The organism is Acidiferrobacter sp. (assembly GCF_054609335.1).
In genome coordinates this window covers 12,437-29,738 of record NZ_JBTRWP010000004.1, presented here as the reverse complement: position 1 = coordinate 29,738, position 17,302 = coordinate 12,437, and the positions used below count along the sequence as shown (strand labels likewise).

Genomic DNA, 17,302 nt, shown 5'->3' with positions numbered 1-17,302 from the left:
GCGCAAACCTATCAAGGTCAAAATGGCTTGGCGCCCGGATGGGAGGGACACCGGGGCGATGCGCACCCCTACAGACGGATCGCGCCGCGAGCCTTTGGTCAATGGGAAACCCCTGCCTACTCTACTTGTGAGCGGCGAAATCAAAAACACAACTCCCACCATGAGCGATCCGAGTCGGGCAACCCGCGCCCCCCCGTTCGCCGACTAGGGTCAAGGTGCCGCCGCCGGAGCCGACGGTCAGCAAGCCCCTGTTGGGAAGGTTTCCGCAACCGGGGCGCCGACGTTATGCCGTCTTGAAACATTATTCATGCCTTCTGTGTCGCAACGTCAGTCTTTACTGATCCCCATTTTAAGCACCGATTATTGAGGATGCTGAGAATGTCGAGCCTGCTCGATCAGCTCTATTTTTTGGACCGGCTAGCTCCCGCGCTAGGTCCATAAACCAATCTCGTACGCCTCACTTCCCTGATTTCACTTCAATACAGCACAGCTGATATGGTGCGCACTATACAACGAACTTCGTCCTGAGCTTCCTGCACCCGACGTCTCTTCAGAGGCAACCCAACGCCCCTTGACGTAAGTCTCAGCGCATTCGTAGCATTGCGGAGACGCAAGCTCGCTATAGACTCAGTCGGTCTTCTGGCTTTTAGACGCGAGCCTTCTACGCGGAAGGGGCTTTATGCCTGACGCTCGACCACTTTGGCTTGTTGCTTGCGCGTGGCTTTCAGTCGCGTCAGGACTAATCGCAGCGGTCGCTATCCTGGTCGACATTTTAGCGGTCGCAGACAGCGTATGACGATCATGGACGTGACAGGGCTTTACATGGGGCCGATTGCCTGGTGGGCCTACTGGAAATTTGGTCGGGCGACAAAAACCTGGGAACGGCAGGAATCACACGAACATTCCCGCAAGCCCTTCTGGCAAGGTGTCTTTTTATCGGTGACACATTGTGGCGGCGGCTGTACGCTGGGCGATATCATTTCTGACACCTTCATATTCCTGACACGAACCGTTATTGCAGGATCCTCGCTTTTCACCTCCTACCTACTGGATTTCGCGTTGGCCTATGCACTTGGCATCATTTTTCAGTATCTGCCCATACGCGAGATGGGCGAGACAAACCGGAAAAGGGCTTTGATCCGCGCCATCAAGACCGACACCCTGTCACTGATCGCGTTCGAAATGAGGCTGTTTAGCTGGATGGCGGTCGTACAAAAGGTCATATTTATTCACGCGCCGCAACCCTACAACCCTATATTCTAGTTTATGATGCAGATCGGCATGGTGGTAAGCTTTATCACAGCCTACCCGGCCAACTGGTGGCTTGTCCGAAAGGGCATCAAGCATGCGATGTAAGAACATCAGCGGCAAGCGGGTGGTGTTGGCAAAGAGCCTGATGCGTGGCCATTGCACGGCCTGATTCAAGACCGCCCCCCACGAGCCTCGCCAGACCTTCTGGCTCATTCAGCGGCCGTGGCAACACACATCGCGACCTACGTTAACCTCATAATCTGCCACTGCCTTGATCTCCCGGTTAAATACCGTCTCGATAACGTCAATTACCCGGATCGAGGCGGTGGCAAAAACCGCCTGAGCTCGTCAGCTATTTATAGCAGTTTACGGACATAACCGTTTTGGAGTCTGGGCCATATCCCTTTTAGGTGTTCATGAACATATAGTAGAGTGATTGCCTATGCAGCGCCCGTTAATACAGCACAAAAACTACATACTAGCGAACAAATCGTGTTCATATTGATGCCGATGGCGCCACCGGAACCGCCCTTGCGGTACGCGGGTTGCGGCGCCTGGGCGCGCGCGATGTCCATTATCTGATCCCGGACCGGGCGCGCGAGGGCTATGGTTTGAGTGCCGCCATCGTGGCGCGCGCCGCAACCCTGGAGCCGCAGTGGATCCTGACGGTCGACAACGGCATCAACAGCCTGGAGGGGGCACGCGCGGCGCGCGATCGCGGTTTGCGTCTCATCATCACCGACCACCATCTGCCCGGCCCGACGCTGCCCGAGGCGGTCGCCATCGTCAATCCCAACCAGCCCGCGGATCGCTTTCCGAGCAAGGCCCTGGCCGGGGTCGGTGTGGTGCTCTATGTCCTGATCGCGCTGCGTCGGCGACTGGCCGCCGACCATGTGTCGCTTGCCGATCTCCTGGACCTCGTGGCACTCGGCACCATCGCCGATTGCGTCCCGCTCGATGCCAATAATCGCGTGCTGGTGCGCGAGGGGCTGCGGCGCATGAACGCCGGACGCGCCTGTGCCGGTATCGAGGCCTTGCTGCTTGTAAGCGGCAGACGGCCCGGGCGGATCTATGCCCAGGACCTCGGTTTCCAGATCGGGCCGCGGCTGAATGCCGCCGGGCGGCTGGCCGACATGAGTGTGGGTGTGCGCTGCCTGCTCACGGATGATCGCGCCGAGGCCTTGGCGCTGGCGCGCGAACTCGATGCCCTGAACCGCGAACGGCGCGAGCGCGAGGCGCAGATGCAGGCCGAGGCCAGCGCGCATCTGGCGGTGGCAGTCGAGGCCGACACCTTGAGTGCCGGGATTTGTCTCATGGAACCGCACTGGCACCCGGGCGTCGTCGGGATTCTCGCCGGGCGCCTGAAAGACGCCTACAAACGGCCAGCGATCGTATTCGCGCCCGCCGATGACGGTTCTCTGCGGGGCTCCGGCCGCAGTGTGCCGACGCTCAACCTGCGCGATACGCTGGCGGCCATCGGCGAACGCCATGCGGGTCTGATCCGCCAGTTCGGTGGCCACGCCGCGGCCGCCGGCCTTACGGTCGCCGAAGACGATTATCCGCGCTTTACCGCGGCGTTCGCAGACGAGGTCGAGCGGCGCATAGGGCGCGGCCCGTTCGTCGACGCGCGCGGCGATGGCGTATTGCAGGTGGAGGAATTGACGCTGGCGCTGGCATCGGCAATCCGCACCGGGGGCCCGTGGGGCAATGGTTTCCCCGAACCGCTCTTCGAGGGGTTTTTTGGGGTGGTGGAGGCGGCGGTGGTGAAGGAGGCGCATCTGCGCCTACGGCTCGCCATGGACGGTCGTGACGAACCCCTGAAGGCCGTGGCATTCCGTTGCAAGCAGGCACCGCCTATCGGCAGTTCCATTGCCGTGCGCTACCACCTCGGGGTGGACGACTTCGGCGGCCGCGAGACCCTCTGCCTATATGTTGCGGAATGGTCCGCCGTGTCGCCGGGGCCTTAAGTGCGTTACACTCGACACCAGTATTCGGGCTCGTCTTGACCGCTGGCGGGCGGCACGCAGGGCCGCCTGCGGGGGTAGGCGCGGATGGCTGGATGAACAGACTCATTGGACCGATCGCGTGAACATAAAATCCCTTGCCGAGTGTGTCGGCAATACACCGCTCGTAGCCCTTCAGCGCCTGGGTACGGAGCGGGGAAACCGTCTGCTCCTAAAGCTCGAGGGCAATAACCCGGCGGGCTCGGTCAAGGACCGGCCGGCGCTCAACATGATCGAGGCCGCCGAGCGCCGCGGGACCATACATCCGGGTGACACCCTGATCGAGGCCACGAGCGGCAATACCGGGATCGCGTTGGCCATGGCCGCTGCGATCAAGGGTTATCGCATGGTGCTGGTCATGCCCGAGCACATGAGTGTCGAACGCCAGGGGCTCATGCGCGCTTTTGGCGCGCGGCTGGTCCTCACCTCGAAGGCCGGCAGCATGGAGGAGGCCATCGACACGGCGCGCGCCATGGAGGCGCGTGGCGAGGGCTACATCCTCGACCAGTTCTCGAATCCCGACAACCCGGACGCCCACTACCGGACCACAGGCCCGGAGATCTGGCGCGATACCGACGGCACCCTGACCCATTTCGTGAGCGCCATGGGGACCACCGGGACCATCATGGGGACCTCGCGCTATCTGAAGGAACGCAATCCGGGGATAGTCGTGGTCGGCGTGCAGCCCACCGCCGGGTCATCGATCCCCGGCATACGGCGGTGGCCGGCGAGCTATCTCCCGGCGATCTATGAGGCCACGCGCGTGGACCGCATCATCGACATCGGACAGCAGGAGGCCGAGGACATGACACGCCGGCTGGCGCGCGAGGAGGGGGTCTTTTGCGGGGTGTCCTCGGGCGGGGCAGTGGCCGCGGCGCTGATGCTCGGCGCCACGCTCGAGAATGCCACCATCGTCAGTATCGTCTGCGACCGTGGCGACCGCTACCTGTCCACGGGTGTGTTTCCAGTGCTATGAATGTCCTCGTGTTCGATATCGAGACCGTGCCGGACGTGGCCGCGGGGCGCCGTCTCTACCACCTCGACCTGGGAGACGAGGACGTCGCGCGGGTCATGGTCCACAGGCGGCGTGAGGAGTCCGGCCAGGAGTTTCTGCGCCACTATCTGCACAAAGTCGTAGCGATCTCGGTACTCTTGCGCCGCAACGACGAGTGCCGTGTGTGGTCGCTCGGCGACCCCGCGGCCTCCGAGGCCGAGATCCTCGCGCGCTTCTTCGAGGGCATCGAGCGATTTTCGCCGACGCTCGTGTCGTGGAATGGCGGTGGCTTCGACCTGCCGGTGCTGCATTACCGCGCCCTGTTGCACAAGATCCCCTGCGGCCGCTATTGGGAGACTGGCGATGAGGACAGCGCGTTTCGCTGGAACAATTATCTGAGCCGCTATCATGCCCGACATACGGATGTGATGGATGTGCTCGCGGGCTACCAGGCGCGCGCCACGGCGCCCTTAGACGAGATATCGGCGTTTCTCGGCTTTCCCGGCAAGCAAGGCCATGACGGCGCCGAGGTCTGGGACCGGTATCGCCGTGGCGAGATCGCCGGCATCCGCGACTACTGCGAGACCGATGTCTTGAATACCTATCTTGTCTACTTGCGGTTAGAGCTCATGCGCGGGCACCTTGCGCCCGAGGCCCACAGGCAGGAAGAGGAGCGGCTGAAGACCGTCCTGGCGGCCGCCGGCAGGCCCCATCTGTCGGCCTTTTTGCAGGCGTGGGAGACGGCGGGCGCATGAGGGCCCGGCGTCTGCCGGAGGACGCGACCTGTGTCATCGCCTCCTTGAATCACGATGGTTCCGGCGTTGGACATTGCGACGGCAAGGTGGTGTTCGTTGATGGGGCCTTGCCCGGTGAGGAGGTGCGATTTCGTTATGTCGGCCGCAGGCGCCGCTATGACACCGGTGCGGTACGAGAGATTCTGGTGCGCTCCGCCAAGCGCGTGGAGGCGCGATGTGCGCATTTCGGGGTGTGTGGCGGCTGCCAGCTCCAGCACCTAGAGCCGGCCGCCCAGCTTTCCGCCAAAGAGGGTATCGTGCGCGAGGCCTTCACCCATATCGCGCAGGTGGACTGCGCGGACTGGGCACCTCCCGTGACGGGTCCGGTATTCGCGTATCGGCGCAAGGCCCGGCTCGGGGCACGGGTGGTCGACAAGAAAGGCGGGCTTTTGCTCGGATTCCGTGAACGCCGGCACTCCTATATCGCACCCTTATCCTACTGTCATACGCTCGATGCGCGGCTCGGCGCGCATCTCGCCGACGTGAAGGCGCTCATAGCGGGCCTGTCTTGTCCCGAGGCCATCCCGCAGATCGAGTTTGCGGCCGGCGATGACGCCGCGGCGCTGGTGGTGCGTCATCTGCGCGACCTGACGGCGGCAGATCTGCGGATGCTTTCCGCGTTCGGGGAGACACAGGGATTGGCCATGCATGTCCAGGCCGGTGGGCCCGAGACCGTGCAATACGTGGGTGGACCCAGCCTGGTCTTGCACTACGCCCTGCCGGAGTTCGCCGTCGACCTGACCTTCGGGCCCACGGATTTCATCCAAGTGAATGGTGAGACCAACAAGGCCATGGTGGCGCAGGCGGTAGACTGGCTGGGGCTTGAGGCCGGCAGCCGTGTGCTGGACCTATTTTGCGGTCTTGGGAACTTCACGTTACCCATAGCCCGCCATGCGGCCTCGGTATTCGGCATCGAGGGCGCGCCGGCACTCGTCGACAAGGCGCGGCGCAATGCGTGCGCCAACGACCTCGACAACGCGACGTTCGCGGTGGCGGATCTGGACGCCGACACCTTGGGCGATGTGCTCGCGGAACGGCGCTTCGACGCCGCGCTGCTCGACCCCCCGCGCACTGGGGCGATGGCAGCAGTCAAGGCCCTGGCGGGGCGCGGCGTGCCACGCCTCGTCTACGTATCATGCAATCCCGCGACGCTCGCGCGCGATGCCCAATGGCTCGTGCATAAGGGGGGGTACCGCTTGCGGCGCGCCGGGGTCGTGGATATGTTCCCGCAGACCCATCACGTCGAGGCCATGGCCTTGTTCACGAGGGACGTCTAGATGCCCTATATCGAGGTCGATGTCGCCGCCCAGTGGTTGCGGCTCTACGAGCGCGAACGGGGACGCGTGATATGGGAAAGCGCGGTGGCCACCGCCAAAAACGGCGTGGGCGAGCGCTACGGCAGCTATCAAACGCCGCGAGGTCTGCACGTCGTACGCGCCAAGATCGGCGATGGCGCGGCGCGCGGGACGGTGTTCGTCGGACGTCGCCCGACCGGCGAGATCTATAGTCCGGCGTTGCGCCGGCTCCATCCCCAGAGGGACTGGGTATTGACGCGCATCCTATGGTTGAGCGGGCTTACGGTGGGCGAGAATCGCTTGGGTGAGGTCGACACCATGCGCCGCTACATCTACATCCATGGGGCCCCGGACGAGGACCCGATGGGTATACCCTCGTCGCACGGTTGTATCAAGATGCGTAACGACGAGGTCATGGAACTCTTTGATCGGGTGCCACCCGGCACCCGCGTGCGTATCATTGCGTAAGGAGACGCCATGTCCCTAGGTCCGGTCATGATGGATTTGGTGGGAACCACGCTATCGCCGCAGGAGCGCACGCGGCTGCGCCACCCGCTGGTCGGGGGCGTGATTCTCTTTAGCCGGAATTACGAGAGCCCGGCGCAATTGCGCGCGCTGACCGCCGAGATCCACGCCCTGCGGGATCCCCCGCTCATCATCACAGTCGATCACGAAGGCGGACGTATCCAGCGTTTCCGCGCGGGATTCACCGACCTTCCGTCAGGCGCGCGCATCGGCGAGATCCATGCGCTCGATCGTGCGCGCGGGCGCAAATTGGCCCATGCGGCCGGTTATGTCATGGCCGCCGAACTGCTGGCCCATGGCGTGGATATGAGCTTCGCGCCGGTGCTCGATCTCGGGCACGGCGTGAGCACCGTGATCGGTGATCGGGCGTTTGCCGAAGACCCGCTGGTGGTGACCGAGCTTGCCCGGCAATATGTGCTGGGCATGACCCAGGCCGGGATGGCGGCCTGTGGTAAGCACTTTCCCGGCCACGGTGGGGTGATGGGGGATTCGCATACCGAGCTACCAATCGACGAGCGCCCGCTGTCAGCGTTGAAGAATGCCGATCTCATCCCGTTCGCGCGCCTGTGTCCGACGGTGCTGGCGGCGATCATGCCCGCGCACGTCTTGTATCCACGGGTGGATGCCCAGCCCGCCGGTTTCTCGCGCGTGTGGCTGCAAGAGGTATTGCGCAAGGGGCAGCGCTTTAGCGGGGCGATCTTCAGCGACGATCTCAGTATGGCGGGGGCCCATGGGGCCGGCGATCTCGGTGCGCGTGCCCGCAAGGCCCTGGCCGCGGGCTGCGATGTCGTGCTCGCCTGCAACGACCCCGACGGTCTCGATGGCCTGTTCGGGGCGCTCTCTGGCTACGTCAATCCCTTGTCGCAGGCGCGTATGACGCGCCTGCACGGGCGTCCGGCGTGGACCGCAGACGAACTTCCCGCCAGTGCCGACTATCGCGCATCTCGCCAGCTCTTACAGTCATTATTTAGCGAATCGCCATGAGTGGGAGGGCGAGGCCTCGGGTATCGCCGAAGTCGGCTCTGTCCGACACACCGGCGCAGACGACGGCGCTGTCGCGGTGCCGACGGTGTCCCAGGCTCGCGACGTTTCGCGATGAGATCAAGGGTCGCCACCCGGAGTATCGCTGCCGGCCGGTGCCGGCGTTCGGCGATGCGTCCGCGCGCCTCGTGATCGTGGGGCTGGCCCCGGGACTCCATGGCGCCAACGCCACCGGCCGGCCGTTTACCGGCGACTACGCAGGCATCCTGCTCTATGAGACCCTCCATCGCCTAGGGCTTGCCAACCGTGCGCAATCGCTGGCAGTCGGCGATGGGCTGGCGCTGACCGGCGCGCGTATCACCAATGCCGTGAAATGCGTGCCCCCGGCTAATCGCCCGACTGCCGAAGAGATCCGAACCTGCGCGCCTTATCTCAATGCAGAGCTTGCCGCGTTACCCGAGGGTGGCGTTATCATGGCTTTGGGCCGCATCGCCCATGAGGCCGTGCTGCGGGCCTTCGGCACACCGCTTGCGCGCCACCGCTTCGCGCACGGCGCGCGTCATGAGGTGGCGGGCCGGATCGTGTGGGACTCTTACCACTGCAGCCGCTATAACACGCAGACACGGCGTCTGACTGCGACCATGTTCGAGGAGGTCTTTACGGCCGCTGTGCGCGAGGTGTCATGAGTGATCTACGCGAGTTGGTGCGGGGTTTGGGGGACTGCCCTGGGGTCTATCGCATGCTAGACGAGGGCGGGGTGGTGCTCTATGTCGGCAAGGCCGTGAGCCTGCGCAAGCGCGTGGGCAGCTACCTTAGGCCCGCGAAGAGCCCGCGGATCGCCTCGCTCATGGCCGCCGTGCATCATATCGAGGTCACGGTGACGCATACCGAGACCGAGGCCCTGCTGCTCGAAAATAACCTCATAAAAACTTTAAGACCTCGCTATAATGTATTGTTACGAGACGATAAAAGTTATCCCATGATCTTTTTGGGCGGGGCTTCGGACTTCCCCCGGCTGGGGTTCCACCGCGGGGCGCGCCGCGAGCCCGGGCGGTATTTCGGGCCTTATCCCAGCGCCACAGCCGTGCGCGAGACCTTGAATCTCCTCCAGCGGGTGTTTCCGGTCCGCCAGTGCGAGGATTCGGTATTCCGCAATCGCACGCGCCCTTGTCTGCAGTACCAGATTCATCGATGCTCAGGCCCGTGCGTGGGGCTCGTGGACAAAGAAAGTTATGCGCAGGATGTTCGCCACACGCTGTGGTTTCTCGAGGGCCGCAACAAGACCCTGCTTGGTGACCTCAAGCGGCAGATGACGGAGGCTGCCGCGCGGCTCGATTTCGAACAGGCGGCGCGGCTACGCGACCGTGTGGCGCTTTTGGCTGCCGCACAGGAGCGCCAGTACGTCGATAACGACAAGGGTGATGCCGATGTCCTGGCCGTGGCCGAGGACAGGGGCGTGCTGGTGGTCGCGATCCTGGCGATACGCGGGGGGCGGCAGCTCGGATGCAAGACGCTCTTTCCGCGTGTCCCCGAGGCCATGTCCGCCGGGGAGGCGCTGGCCGCGTTTCTCCCGCAGTATTATCTCGGGCAATCGCCGCCCACGCATATTTATATCGGCACCCCGGTTCCGGGACGCGAGTGGATCGCCCAGGCCCTGTGTGCCGACTCCGGGCATGCGGTGACGATCGCGGTACCCGCGCGCGGGATTCCCCGGCGATGGGTGGCCTTGGCGAAGACCAATGCCGCCGATGCCCTGCGCCGCCGGCAGGCGGAGCGCGCCGGCCACAGTGCGCGCTGGGCGGCGATGATCGCGGCCCTTGGGCTGGCGGGGGCCACGCGTGTCGAGTGTTTCGACATCAGCCATACGCAAGGGGAGCTGCCTGTAGCCTCGTGCGTGGTGTTCGGCCCGGATGGGCCGATCAAGAGCGACTATCGGCGTTTTCATATCGAAGGCGTGGGCGCTGGTGACGATTATGCGGCCGTCGGTCAGGCGGTCGCGCGCCGTTACGCCAAGGCCCCGCTGCCCGATCTCGTGTTGATCGACGGCGGTGCGGGCCAGGTGGCGCGCGCCGAAGAGGCCTTGCGGGCGCTCGGACGGCAGGCGCGCGTGCTCGGTATCGCCAAGGGGCCGGAACGTCGATTCGGGGATGAAGAGTTCCATGAACCGGGACGCGCCGAGCCTTTCACGCTCGATCACGCGCCCGCGGCCTTGGTGTTTCTGGCGTCCGTGCGCGATGAGGCCCACCGGTTCGCCATAACCGGGCATCGCGCGCGGCGCGCCAAGGCGCGGCTCGTGTCGGAACTCGACACTATACCCGGGGTCGGGCCAAAGCGCCGCCAGACCCTGATCAAGGCCTTGGGCGGCGCACGCTTCGTGGCGCAGGCCGAACTCGCCGATCTCGAGCGACTCCCAGGAATCAGCAAGGGGCTTGCGCGGCGCATCTACGACATCTTTCATGCCAAAGGCGAACCGTGCCCCTGAACGCACCCAATATCCTGACGCTGCTCCGGATCGCACTCATTCCGGTGTTCGTGCTCGTGTATTTTCTTCCGGTCTCATGGGCCAATATCGGGACCGCGGGATTCTTTTTGCTGGCGGCCCTCACGGACTGGCTGGATGGGTATCTCGCGCGGCGATGGAACCAGTCGTCGGCGTTCGGGGCGTTTCTCGATCCGGTGGCGGACAAACTCATGGTGGCCACGGCGCTCATCATGATCGTGGCCAATCCCAAGTTGCATCCACCGCTGCTCAGCACCTCGCTCTTTTCCGTCGTAGTGTTGGTCATCATCGGTCGCGAGATCGCAGTCTCGGCATTGCGCGAGTGGATGGCGGAGGTGGGTAAGCGCAAGAGTGTTGCGGTGTCGGTGGTGGGCAAGTTCAAGACCGGCGTGCAGATGGTGGCGATCCTGCTATTGCTCTACGAGCGGCCGGTCATAGGTGTCTCGGCGTTCCGGGCCGGCGAACTCCTTCTTTATGTTGCAGCCCTGCTCACGCTCTGGTCGATGGGTGTCTATCTGAAGGCGGCGTGGCCGGAACTGACGAGAGGGGAGGGCGAGGGTCGCTAGGGAAATGTTACGCCCCTGTTGGCCGCAAGGGCTGTTGGTCGCAAGGGCTACACCTCCCGCAAGTGCGGGAACGGTTCCCGAAGCACAAGTGCCTCTGTGGCCAGGAACCGCTCTGAACACAGGCGTAAAGCCTGGGGGACGGCGGGCGCGGTATCCGTGAGGGTCATCCGTCGATACCGTGTGGAGTGCCCGGGAACATAGCCGTCCATCGAGCAGCGGCGCTCTCATCCCCATCCCCTGAAGGGGGCAGGAATTCGCGCGGTCTTCTATAACGCGCAGTGGGGCGTCTCACGACACATCAGGTCGCAAATCGGGAAGGCCTTTGAAAGGATTATGAGGGGAACGCGCTCCGATCAAGGACGACGTTTGACGCGACGCTGTTGTGGCCCCCAGAGCCGCAGACTGGCTATGTGCGGATCAAACCACCCCACGTAAGTGCATGTCGCCATGAATGTCGGCAAACGGGCACACAACCCCGCCGCGGTCGGTCCGTTCCAGGAGCCCGAGATCCGCAAGCGCCGTCACGTCTTCATGTACGCGTCTCACGTCGCGCCCAGCCCGCCGGGCCAGCTCCCGCACCGACACCTCGCCCGCACCCAGCAGGAGATGCACCAGCGCCCATCGCCGCACTGTCAGATGACAGAACAACGCCTCCGGCGTCTCGAAATTCCATCGCTCACCCTGATATTGGCGCTCTTCCGCTGCCCGGCCGGCTGCGCGCAACGCGGCCCGCCAGTCCGGTTGTACGGTAACAATCAGTGTGCACTGTTCCAGCTTTCCACATCCGCGACGAAGTCTTCTATCAAGAGATCGATGCCCGCGAACAGCAATTCTCAAAGCGAAGAGATAGAGCTCCGGGCCACCCGGTGGCAGCCAACCCGACATTCGGCCATTGGTGTCGGAAGTGCACTCGATCCAGTGGACTTGTCAGAGGTTTCGACAACTCTGCGGGCCATCTCATCAGGGAAGGCGGACTTTGGTAGCAAACCCCATGAGTCCCACATTGAGAATTTCTACAGTCATGAACACCGGGAAAATAATGGTTATTGAGGGCGGCACAATGGAAGAATGAGGACGTTATGATGATCTGATTGCATCCGACGGCCATTATGCGAAACCATGGCATGCATGCGCAAAAGAGCAGACGGCATAACGACGGCTTGGTGCGCGCATCTGTCGGCCAAGAATGCGGACAGGCGTGTCCGATAGACGCAATGGGTAGCAATAGAGGCGTCCATTCAAACGCGGGTGGGCAGCCCCTCTTAGATGAAGCCCATGGCTTTGACATTGCCAAAAGGAGACAGGAAGATGTCGGCGACCCCAAGCCCGGCGGCATGCAAAAGATCTACGAGGTCCATAGCCTCATAGAGGCACACGGGTTGCTGGATGGCGTGCCGGTGCGCTATGTCCGACGCCAAGTAGGCATAGCGTTCCGCGACCGGCCGGTCCCTATGAGGATATCTGTGCCCCAATTCCGAGTTCAATCCCGAGGCCGAAAGAAACACCCGGCCGCCCGGTTTGAGGTAATGCGTCCAGGCGCGCACAGCCGTAATCGCCTCGGCGTACCGCAGGTAATGAATGGCTCGCTGACAGATGATGGCATCATAGGGCGCATCAGGCAGGGTCTTGGGTAAGGCCCGGAAGTCCGCCTGGATGAAGTGCGGTGGCTGTAGAATGGGACGTCCGCTTAAGGCGCGTTGGATGTCCGCACCGTGGTCATGCCGGTCTACAGCGGTAACCAGGGCGCCGCAGGCCACCATGCGCAATGTCTGTCCGCCTCTTCCGCAGGCCAGATCCAAAGCGGAGGGGCGGGTCGTGGGGTTTTGTGCAAACCGTGCGTCGAGAAAGGCGAGGCAGCGCTCGTCCAGATCATCCGCGCGTTGGCTTGCGACATCAATGCCCTGGCCCGCCCCAGCAAGGCGCCGACGCGTCCGCTCGTCAAGCCAGGGTTCATTGTGAAGGTCGAAATGCTCCGGGACCATATACATATCCTTTTTCGTGAGGTTGCTTCCCAAAACTATCAAAGCGCGATCAGCCCGCCGGGTCGACTGATCAGCTATCTCACCGCTTCGACATAAGGATAGCCTAAGTGGATGGCAATTCGACGACACCTTGCCAGAAGCACGGGTGCTGCCGATCGTGGCCATGATAGTCATGTGCCGGACGGTCACCCGCAGGCCGCCAAAAACATGTGATTAAACGCAAAGGGTGGCGATGGGCGGCACGACCAGTAGTCCGCAGGGGATTATGACCCGAGAGAAGCCTATGCGCCCAAGACACGTCAAGGTCTCGCGTGATGTCTGTGTGTTGAAAAAATGTCAGGGCCGGATCTTTGGCGCACGACAGTAATCTTGCTGTGTCGTATGGCGATGGCGGTAGCCTATACGATGATGGGATGAATGGAGTCCGCCGTCAGGCCTATGGACCAGGATCCGACCCAGGCATCTTGTTACCGGTCGTGGTCGGTTGTGGGTATGATTGTGGAGAATCCCGCGCGGCCTCTGCAGCCTCTGGGCTTTGTGAGCTGCGCAGCAGCCACCATCGCAAAAGCGATGCGGCGGTGGGAGAGTTCATATATCGACTAGGCCCTTCCAGCGAAGCTGGCCGACTGTTGCGGCGTCCGCATCGCAAAACGGGCCGGGCCGGCAGCCTGACGCGCCGCTAACCAACCGGTTGCCCTCGGCGCCAAAAAGATGGCGCCCCACGTCGCGGGGCCCACCTGGGCCGCTCAGACCCCGTCGTTACCCCGTTTACTCGACCGGACCTGCCCACTCCGAACGTCCGGAGACGGCGGGCTGCAGATAGAACCCCGCCTCCCGGAGTTTGCGGGCCACGGCAAGCGCCTTGTCCCCGGCAATCGCCTCCTGGGACAGAATATCGGCGGCGATACGACCGGCCTCTTTGAGGCTGACGTCCAATACGACAAAATCCGATCCTTCCGTTCTAATGTGCATACGTCCCCCTCAATCCCCGAAAGCGTGCGGGGGCTGTACGAAATGGTTTTTCATGCGATAGGCCTGCTCTTTCAGCAAATTGGCCATGTCAAGGGTCGCGCTGGCAAAGGTCTCCGCGTTTTTTATAACAGGATCGCTGAAACCCTCCAGTTCAGCTTTGTCGAACTTGAGCACGACCCGGGATGCCGACTTCTCAAGAATTTCCATGATCACTCCTTAGTATGAGACCGTTTTACCGCACAATCCGTCGCACACCGACGTTTGCATAGATAGACTCATCCATCGACCGGAAGTTCTCCGGCACCGGCACGGACCTTTGTCCCGGCCTGCGCGACAGACCGGTTCCGCCGTACCGTCGAATCGCGCATCCGCCGCATGAGCCCATCCTTATGGCCCCTAAACCGGCGCGATCCGGGCTTGCGCCTGATCATGTCTTTACGGGACGGCGGGGCTGATAATGGGCCATACGCTCCGTTGACGAATCGTCAATGCGACTCATGGTTATTAGCCGCAGCATTGTCGCGTAATAGGGTAGCGTGAACGAGGGGAGGGGTTATGAGTGCTGATATCGGCCTGAGCACCGAAGAGGCGCAACGGCGCTTGGCGCAGTACGGACCCAATTCCGTTATCGAAATAAAGCCGCGCACATGGGTGCTGTTCCTGAAAAAATTCTGGGATCCGGTGCCGTGGATGCTGGAGATCACCCTGATTCTCGAGCTCGTTCTCGGAAAGTGGCCGGAGGCCATCATCATCGGCTTGCTGCTCATGTTCAACGCCATCCTGGGATTTCGCCAAGAACATAAGGCCCAGGGCGCCCTCGATGCGCTGAAAAGACGCCTTCATATCATGGCACGCGTCTTTCGCGATGGGCAGTGGCGCAGCATCGCAGCCCGTGACCTCGTGCCGGGCGACCTGGTCCATGTGCGTATCGGCGATATCGTGCCGGCCGATATAACCCTGACGGACGGGCAGATCTTGGTCGACCAGTCCGCGCTCACGGGTGAATCCATACCGGTCGAGCGCAGTGCGACAGCGGCCGTCTACTCGGCCTCCGTCGTTCGGCGGGGCGAAGCCAGCGGAACGATAACGGCGACGGGCGCGCGCAGTTATTTCGGCAAGACGGCCGAGCTGGTTCGCGGCGCGGGCTCCAAGAGCCACTTGGAGGAACTCGTGCTGGCGATCGTCCGCTATCTCGTGATCATGGACGGCTTTCTGGTGGCCGCCATCTTGGTCTATGCCACCGTCACGCATATGCCCCTGGCCGAAATCCTGCCCTTTGCCCTCATTCTATTTGTGGCCTCGGTACCCGTAGCCCTTCCGGCGACCTTTACGCTCGCGACGGCCATGGCCTCCCTTGGGCTCGCGCAGCGCGGCGTGCTCGTGACGCGCCTGGCGGCCATCGAGGAAGCGGCCGCAATGAGCGACCTTTGCAGTGATAAGACCGGCACACTGACCCAAAACCAACTCAGTCTGGTGGCAGCCCGCCCTATGGGTGAAACGACGCAGGCCCAACTCTTATCCATGGCCGCCGTGGCCAGCGACGATGCCACCCAAGACCCTATCGACCTGACCATCCTGGCTGCCGCCCACGCGAACAATGCGGCGATACCCCAACGTACGAGCTTTACGCCATTCGACCCGGCCACAAAACGTTCCGAGGCGTCGTTTGAGGCCGACGGAGGGCGGTGGCAGGCCATGAAAGGGGCGCCCCAAGTCATTGCCGAGTTGACCCAGGCGGCCGGCTGGGAGCCTATCGCCGGGGAACTGGCGGCCCAGGGGGCACGGGTCCTGGCGGTGGCGGCGGGCCCCGCGGGGGCGCCGCGCTTTCTTGGACTGCTGGGCCTGGCGGACCCTATCCGCGCCGACGCGCCGGGGGTCTTGCAGGCCCTGCACGATTTCGGGGTGCGGGTGCGGATGGTGACCGGCGATAACGTCGCCACCGCGAAGACCGTCGCGCAGACGCTGGGCTTGACCGGCACCGTCTGCGACCGCGTGGACACTGGCGAAGACTGTGCGGTCTATGCCGGCGTTTTTCCCGAAGACAAGTTTCATCTGGTGCAGGGTTTGCAACGGCACCACAGGATCGTCGGCATGACGGGTGACGGCGTGAACGATGCGCCCGCCCTCAAGCAGGCGGAGGTGGGGGTCGCGGTGGAGAGCGCCACCGACGTCGCGAAGGCCGCGGCAAGCCTCGTTCTGACGACGCCGGGGCTCTCCGGGGTCGTCGACGCGATAGTGACCGGCCGCCGCGTTTATCAGCGCTTGTTGACCTACACCCTCAATAAGATCGTCAAGACTTTTCAGATTGCACTGTTTCTGAGCCTGGGACTGCTGGCTTTCCGGAGCTTCGTGATCACCCCACTTCTCGTTCTTTTGCTCCTGTTCGCCAACGACTTTATTACAATGTCTCTGGCCAGAGATCGCGTACGGCCCTCGCCGACCCCGGACCGGTGGGATGTCCGCGCGCTCATCTTCTCTTCCCTCGTCGTGGCCATAGCATGGCTTGTCTATATTTTTGCCGTGTACCTGAGCGGATGGGCCATGGGCCTGCCATTACACGCCCTGCAAACCTTGGATTTTTTGGGGCTGGTATTCTCCGGCCTTGCGAACGTCCTCTTGGTTCGCGAGCGCGGCCATTTGTGGCACTCGCGTCCAGGCGCGCTTCTTCTCTGGGCCGGTATCGCCGACATCGCCATAGTCAGCGTGCTGGCGCAACAGGGCCTTCTTATGGCACGGCTGCCTCTGACCATCACCTTGTGGCTGCTTGTAGCCACGATCCTGTATACGTTGCTGCTCGATCAAATCAAGGTGCCGTTGCTGCGACACCTCACAAAAACAGATGCATGACGATCGCTTAGGAAGAGGCATTCGCTAAGCCCGCGTTAAAGCCCGCCCACGGGCTCGTAGGACCTTGACCGGCGCTAGTTTCGGCAAGGCGTGGTGTGCCGGGCCCTATGGTTGCGCCCATTGCGGCCACCGCGCCTCATCGCGCGACGCATGAGCGCGGTATATGGGCGATCTCGGGCTTCGCGCAGTCTGCGGGATCGCTTTCGCCCTTGACTACCGGAGGGGCCGTGGGATGTTGCCCACGAGAAGATCGATACCGATGGTGCCACAAGCCCAGCAACACGGCCCATGCGCACAATGAACGCGGTCGGGCCAACCAATTTTTCAGATCATGTTGACAAAGACATGTCGAATAGATATAGATCAAGCAAACATCTTTTGATCCGCCTATCCTACAGGTAAGGGTAAGAGATCAAGCTGGATAGGCGGCACGTCACGAACGGTCGGCGACTGATGGGATTTTGGGTGTACTGGGATTGCGATAAGGAAGATGTTTGAGCGTGTCATTGGGAATGCTTTTATTGACGATGCCGGTTTACGAACAGCGCCACGGCAGGTAGTCGCGGCAAGGGGAGGGCGATAGAAAGTCGTA

General features: G+C 62.7%; 14 protein-coding genes and 1 pseudogene. 11 read left to right on the top strand and 4 right to left on the bottom strand.

Translation table 11 applies throughout. The features are described 5' to 3' along the window. The first annotated feature begins 792 nt into the window (after positions 1 to 792). The 10 genes and pseudogenes from ACYCTF_RS01690 (at position 793) to pgsA (ending at position 10,909) form a co-directional block, all read left to right on the top strand. Positions 793 to 1,356, top strand: a pseudogene (locus ACYCTF_RS01690) (DUF4396 domain-containing protein). A gap of 395 nt (positions 1,357 to 1,751) precedes the next feature. Next, positions 1,752 to 3,218 (top strand): single-stranded-DNA-specific exonuclease RecJ, encoded by a 1,467-nt coding sequence (recJ, locus tag ACYCTF_RS01685; RefSeq protein ID WP_461284504.1) that lies wholly within the window; start codon positions 1,752 to 1,754, stop codon positions 3,216 to 3,218. A 118-nt stretch (positions 3,219 to 3,336) separates the two neighbouring features. After that, complete coding sequence (gene cysM, locus ACYCTF_RS01680; protein WP_461284447.1) at positions 3,337 to 4,230, top strand: cysteine synthase CysM; 894 nt, start codon at positions 3,337 to 3,339, stop codon at positions 4,228 to 4,230. Beyond that, positions 4,227 to 5,003, top strand: a complete 777-nt coding sequence (locus tag ACYCTF_RS01675) for a 3'-5' exonuclease (RefSeq protein WP_461284446.1) — start codon at positions 4,227 to 4,229, stop codon at positions 5,001 to 5,003. Before cysM ends, ACYCTF_RS01675 begins: the two co-directional genes overlap by 4 nt. Beyond that, complete coding sequence (gene rlmD, locus ACYCTF_RS01670) at positions 5,000 to 6,319, top strand: 23S rRNA (uracil(1939)-C(5))-methyltransferase RlmD (protein ID WP_461284445.1); 1,320 nt, start codon at positions 5,000 to 5,002, stop codon at positions 6,317 to 6,319. Before ACYCTF_RS01675 ends, rlmD begins: the two co-directional genes overlap by 4 nt. Then, positions 6,320 to 6,805, top strand: coding sequence for a L,D-transpeptidase family protein (locus tag ACYCTF_RS01665; protein ID WP_461284444.1), 486 nt, complete (start codon positions 6,320 to 6,322; stop codon positions 6,803 to 6,805). 9 nt (positions 6,806 to 6,814) lie between these two features. Continuing rightward, a complete protein-coding gene (gene nagZ / locus ACYCTF_RS01660; protein ID WP_461284443.1) occupies positions 6,815 to 7,846 on the top strand; it encodes a beta-N-acetylhexosaminidase in 1,032 nt (343 codons plus the stop codon). Further along, on the top strand, positions 7,843 to 8,529 hold the full coding sequence (locus ACYCTF_RS01655) for a uracil-DNA glycosylase (RefSeq protein ID WP_083995719.1): 687 nt from the start codon (positions 7,843 to 7,845) through the stop codon (positions 8,527 to 8,529). Before nagZ ends, ACYCTF_RS01655 begins: the two co-directional genes overlap by 4 nt. Next, entirely contained in the window at positions 8,526 to 10,325 is a 1,800-nt protein-coding gene (gene uvrC, locus ACYCTF_RS01650; protein WP_461284442.1) for an excinuclease ABC subunit UvrC, read from the top strand. Before ACYCTF_RS01655 ends, uvrC begins: the two co-directional genes overlap by 4 nt. After that, complete coding sequence (gene pgsA / locus ACYCTF_RS01645; RefSeq protein WP_461284503.1) at positions 10,322 to 10,909, top strand: CDP-diacylglycerol--glycerol-3-phosphate 3-phosphatidyltransferase; 588 nt, start codon at positions 10,322 to 10,324, stop codon at positions 10,907 to 10,909. The genes uvrC and pgsA overlap by 4 nt, the downstream gene beginning before the upstream one ends. Positions 10,910 to 11,326: 417 nt before the next feature. Here the strand turns inward: pgsA and ACYCTF_RS01640 are convergent, their stop codons facing one another. From ACYCTF_RS01640 to ACYCTF_RS01625, 4 genes are all read right to left on the bottom strand, one after another. Continuing rightward, positions 11,327 to 11,632, bottom strand: a complete 306-nt coding sequence (locus ACYCTF_RS01640; protein ID WP_461284441.1) for an HVO_A0114 family putative DNA-binding protein — start codon at positions 11,630 to 11,632, stop codon at positions 11,327 to 11,329. 539 nt (positions 11,633 to 12,171) lie between these two features. After that, on the bottom strand, positions 12,172 to 12,891 hold the full coding sequence (locus ACYCTF_RS01635; RefSeq protein WP_461284440.1) for a class I SAM-dependent methyltransferase: 720 nt from the start codon (positions 12,889 to 12,891) through the stop codon (positions 12,172 to 12,174). Between the two features lie 768 nt (positions 12,892 to 13,659). Next, positions 13,660 to 13,863 (bottom strand): hypothetical protein, encoded by a 204-nt coding sequence (locus ACYCTF_RS01630; protein WP_461284439.1) that lies wholly within the window; start codon positions 13,861 to 13,863, stop codon positions 13,660 to 13,662. Between the two features lie 9 nt (positions 13,864 to 13,872). After that, positions 13,873 to 14,070, bottom strand: coding sequence for a hypothetical protein (locus ACYCTF_RS01625; RefSeq protein ID WP_065969614.1), 198 nt, complete (start codon positions 14,068 to 14,070; stop codon positions 13,873 to 13,875). 348 nt (positions 14,071 to 14,418) lie between these two features. Between ACYCTF_RS01625 and ACYCTF_RS01620 the strand changes: the two genes are divergently transcribed. Next, positions 14,419 to 16,710 (top strand): plasma-membrane proton-efflux P-type ATPase, encoded by a 2,292-nt coding sequence (locus ACYCTF_RS01620; protein ID WP_461284438.1) that lies wholly within the window; start codon positions 14,419 to 14,421, stop codon positions 16,708 to 16,710. The last annotated feature ends 592 nt before the right edge of the window (positions 16,711 to 17,302 follow it).

Coding starts and splice junctions, on each gene's coding strand:
- ACYCTF_RS01675 (WP_461284446.1), top strand. CDS start 4,227: ATGAATGTCCTCGTGTTCGATATCGAGACCGTGCCGGACGTGGCCGCG.
- rlmD (WP_461284445.1), top strand. CDS start 5,000: ATGAGGGCCCGGCGTCTGCCGGAGGACGCGACCTGTGTCATCGCCTCC.
- ACYCTF_RS01665 (WP_461284444.1), top strand. CDS start 6,320: ATGCCCTATATCGAGGTCGATGTCGCCGCCCAGTGGTTGCGGCTCTAC.
- nagZ (WP_461284443.1), top strand. CDS start 6,815: ATGTCCCTAGGTCCGGTCATGATGGATTTGGTGGGAACCACGCTATCG.
- ACYCTF_RS01655 (WP_083995719.1), top strand. CDS start 7,843: ATGAGTGGGAGGGCGAGGCCTCGGGTATCGCCGAAGTCGGCTCTGTCC.
- uvrC (WP_461284442.1), top strand. CDS start 8,526: ATGAGTGATCTACGCGAGTTGGTGCGGGGTTTGGGGGACTGCCCTGGG.
- ACYCTF_RS01635 (WP_461284440.1), bottom strand. CDS start 12,891: ATGGTCCCGGAGCATTTCGACCTTCACAATGAACCCTGGCTTGACGAG.
- ACYCTF_RS01630 (WP_461284439.1), bottom strand. CDS start 13,863: ATGCACATTAGAACGGAAGGATCGGATTTTGTCGTATTGGACGTCAGC.
- ACYCTF_RS01625 (WP_065969614.1), bottom strand. CDS start 14,070: ATGGAAATTCTTGAGAAGTCGGCATCCCGGGTCGTGCTCAAGTTCGAC.
- ACYCTF_RS01620 (WP_461284438.1), top strand. CDS start 14,419: ATGAGTGCTGATATCGGCCTGAGCACCGAAGAGGCGCAACGGCGCTTG.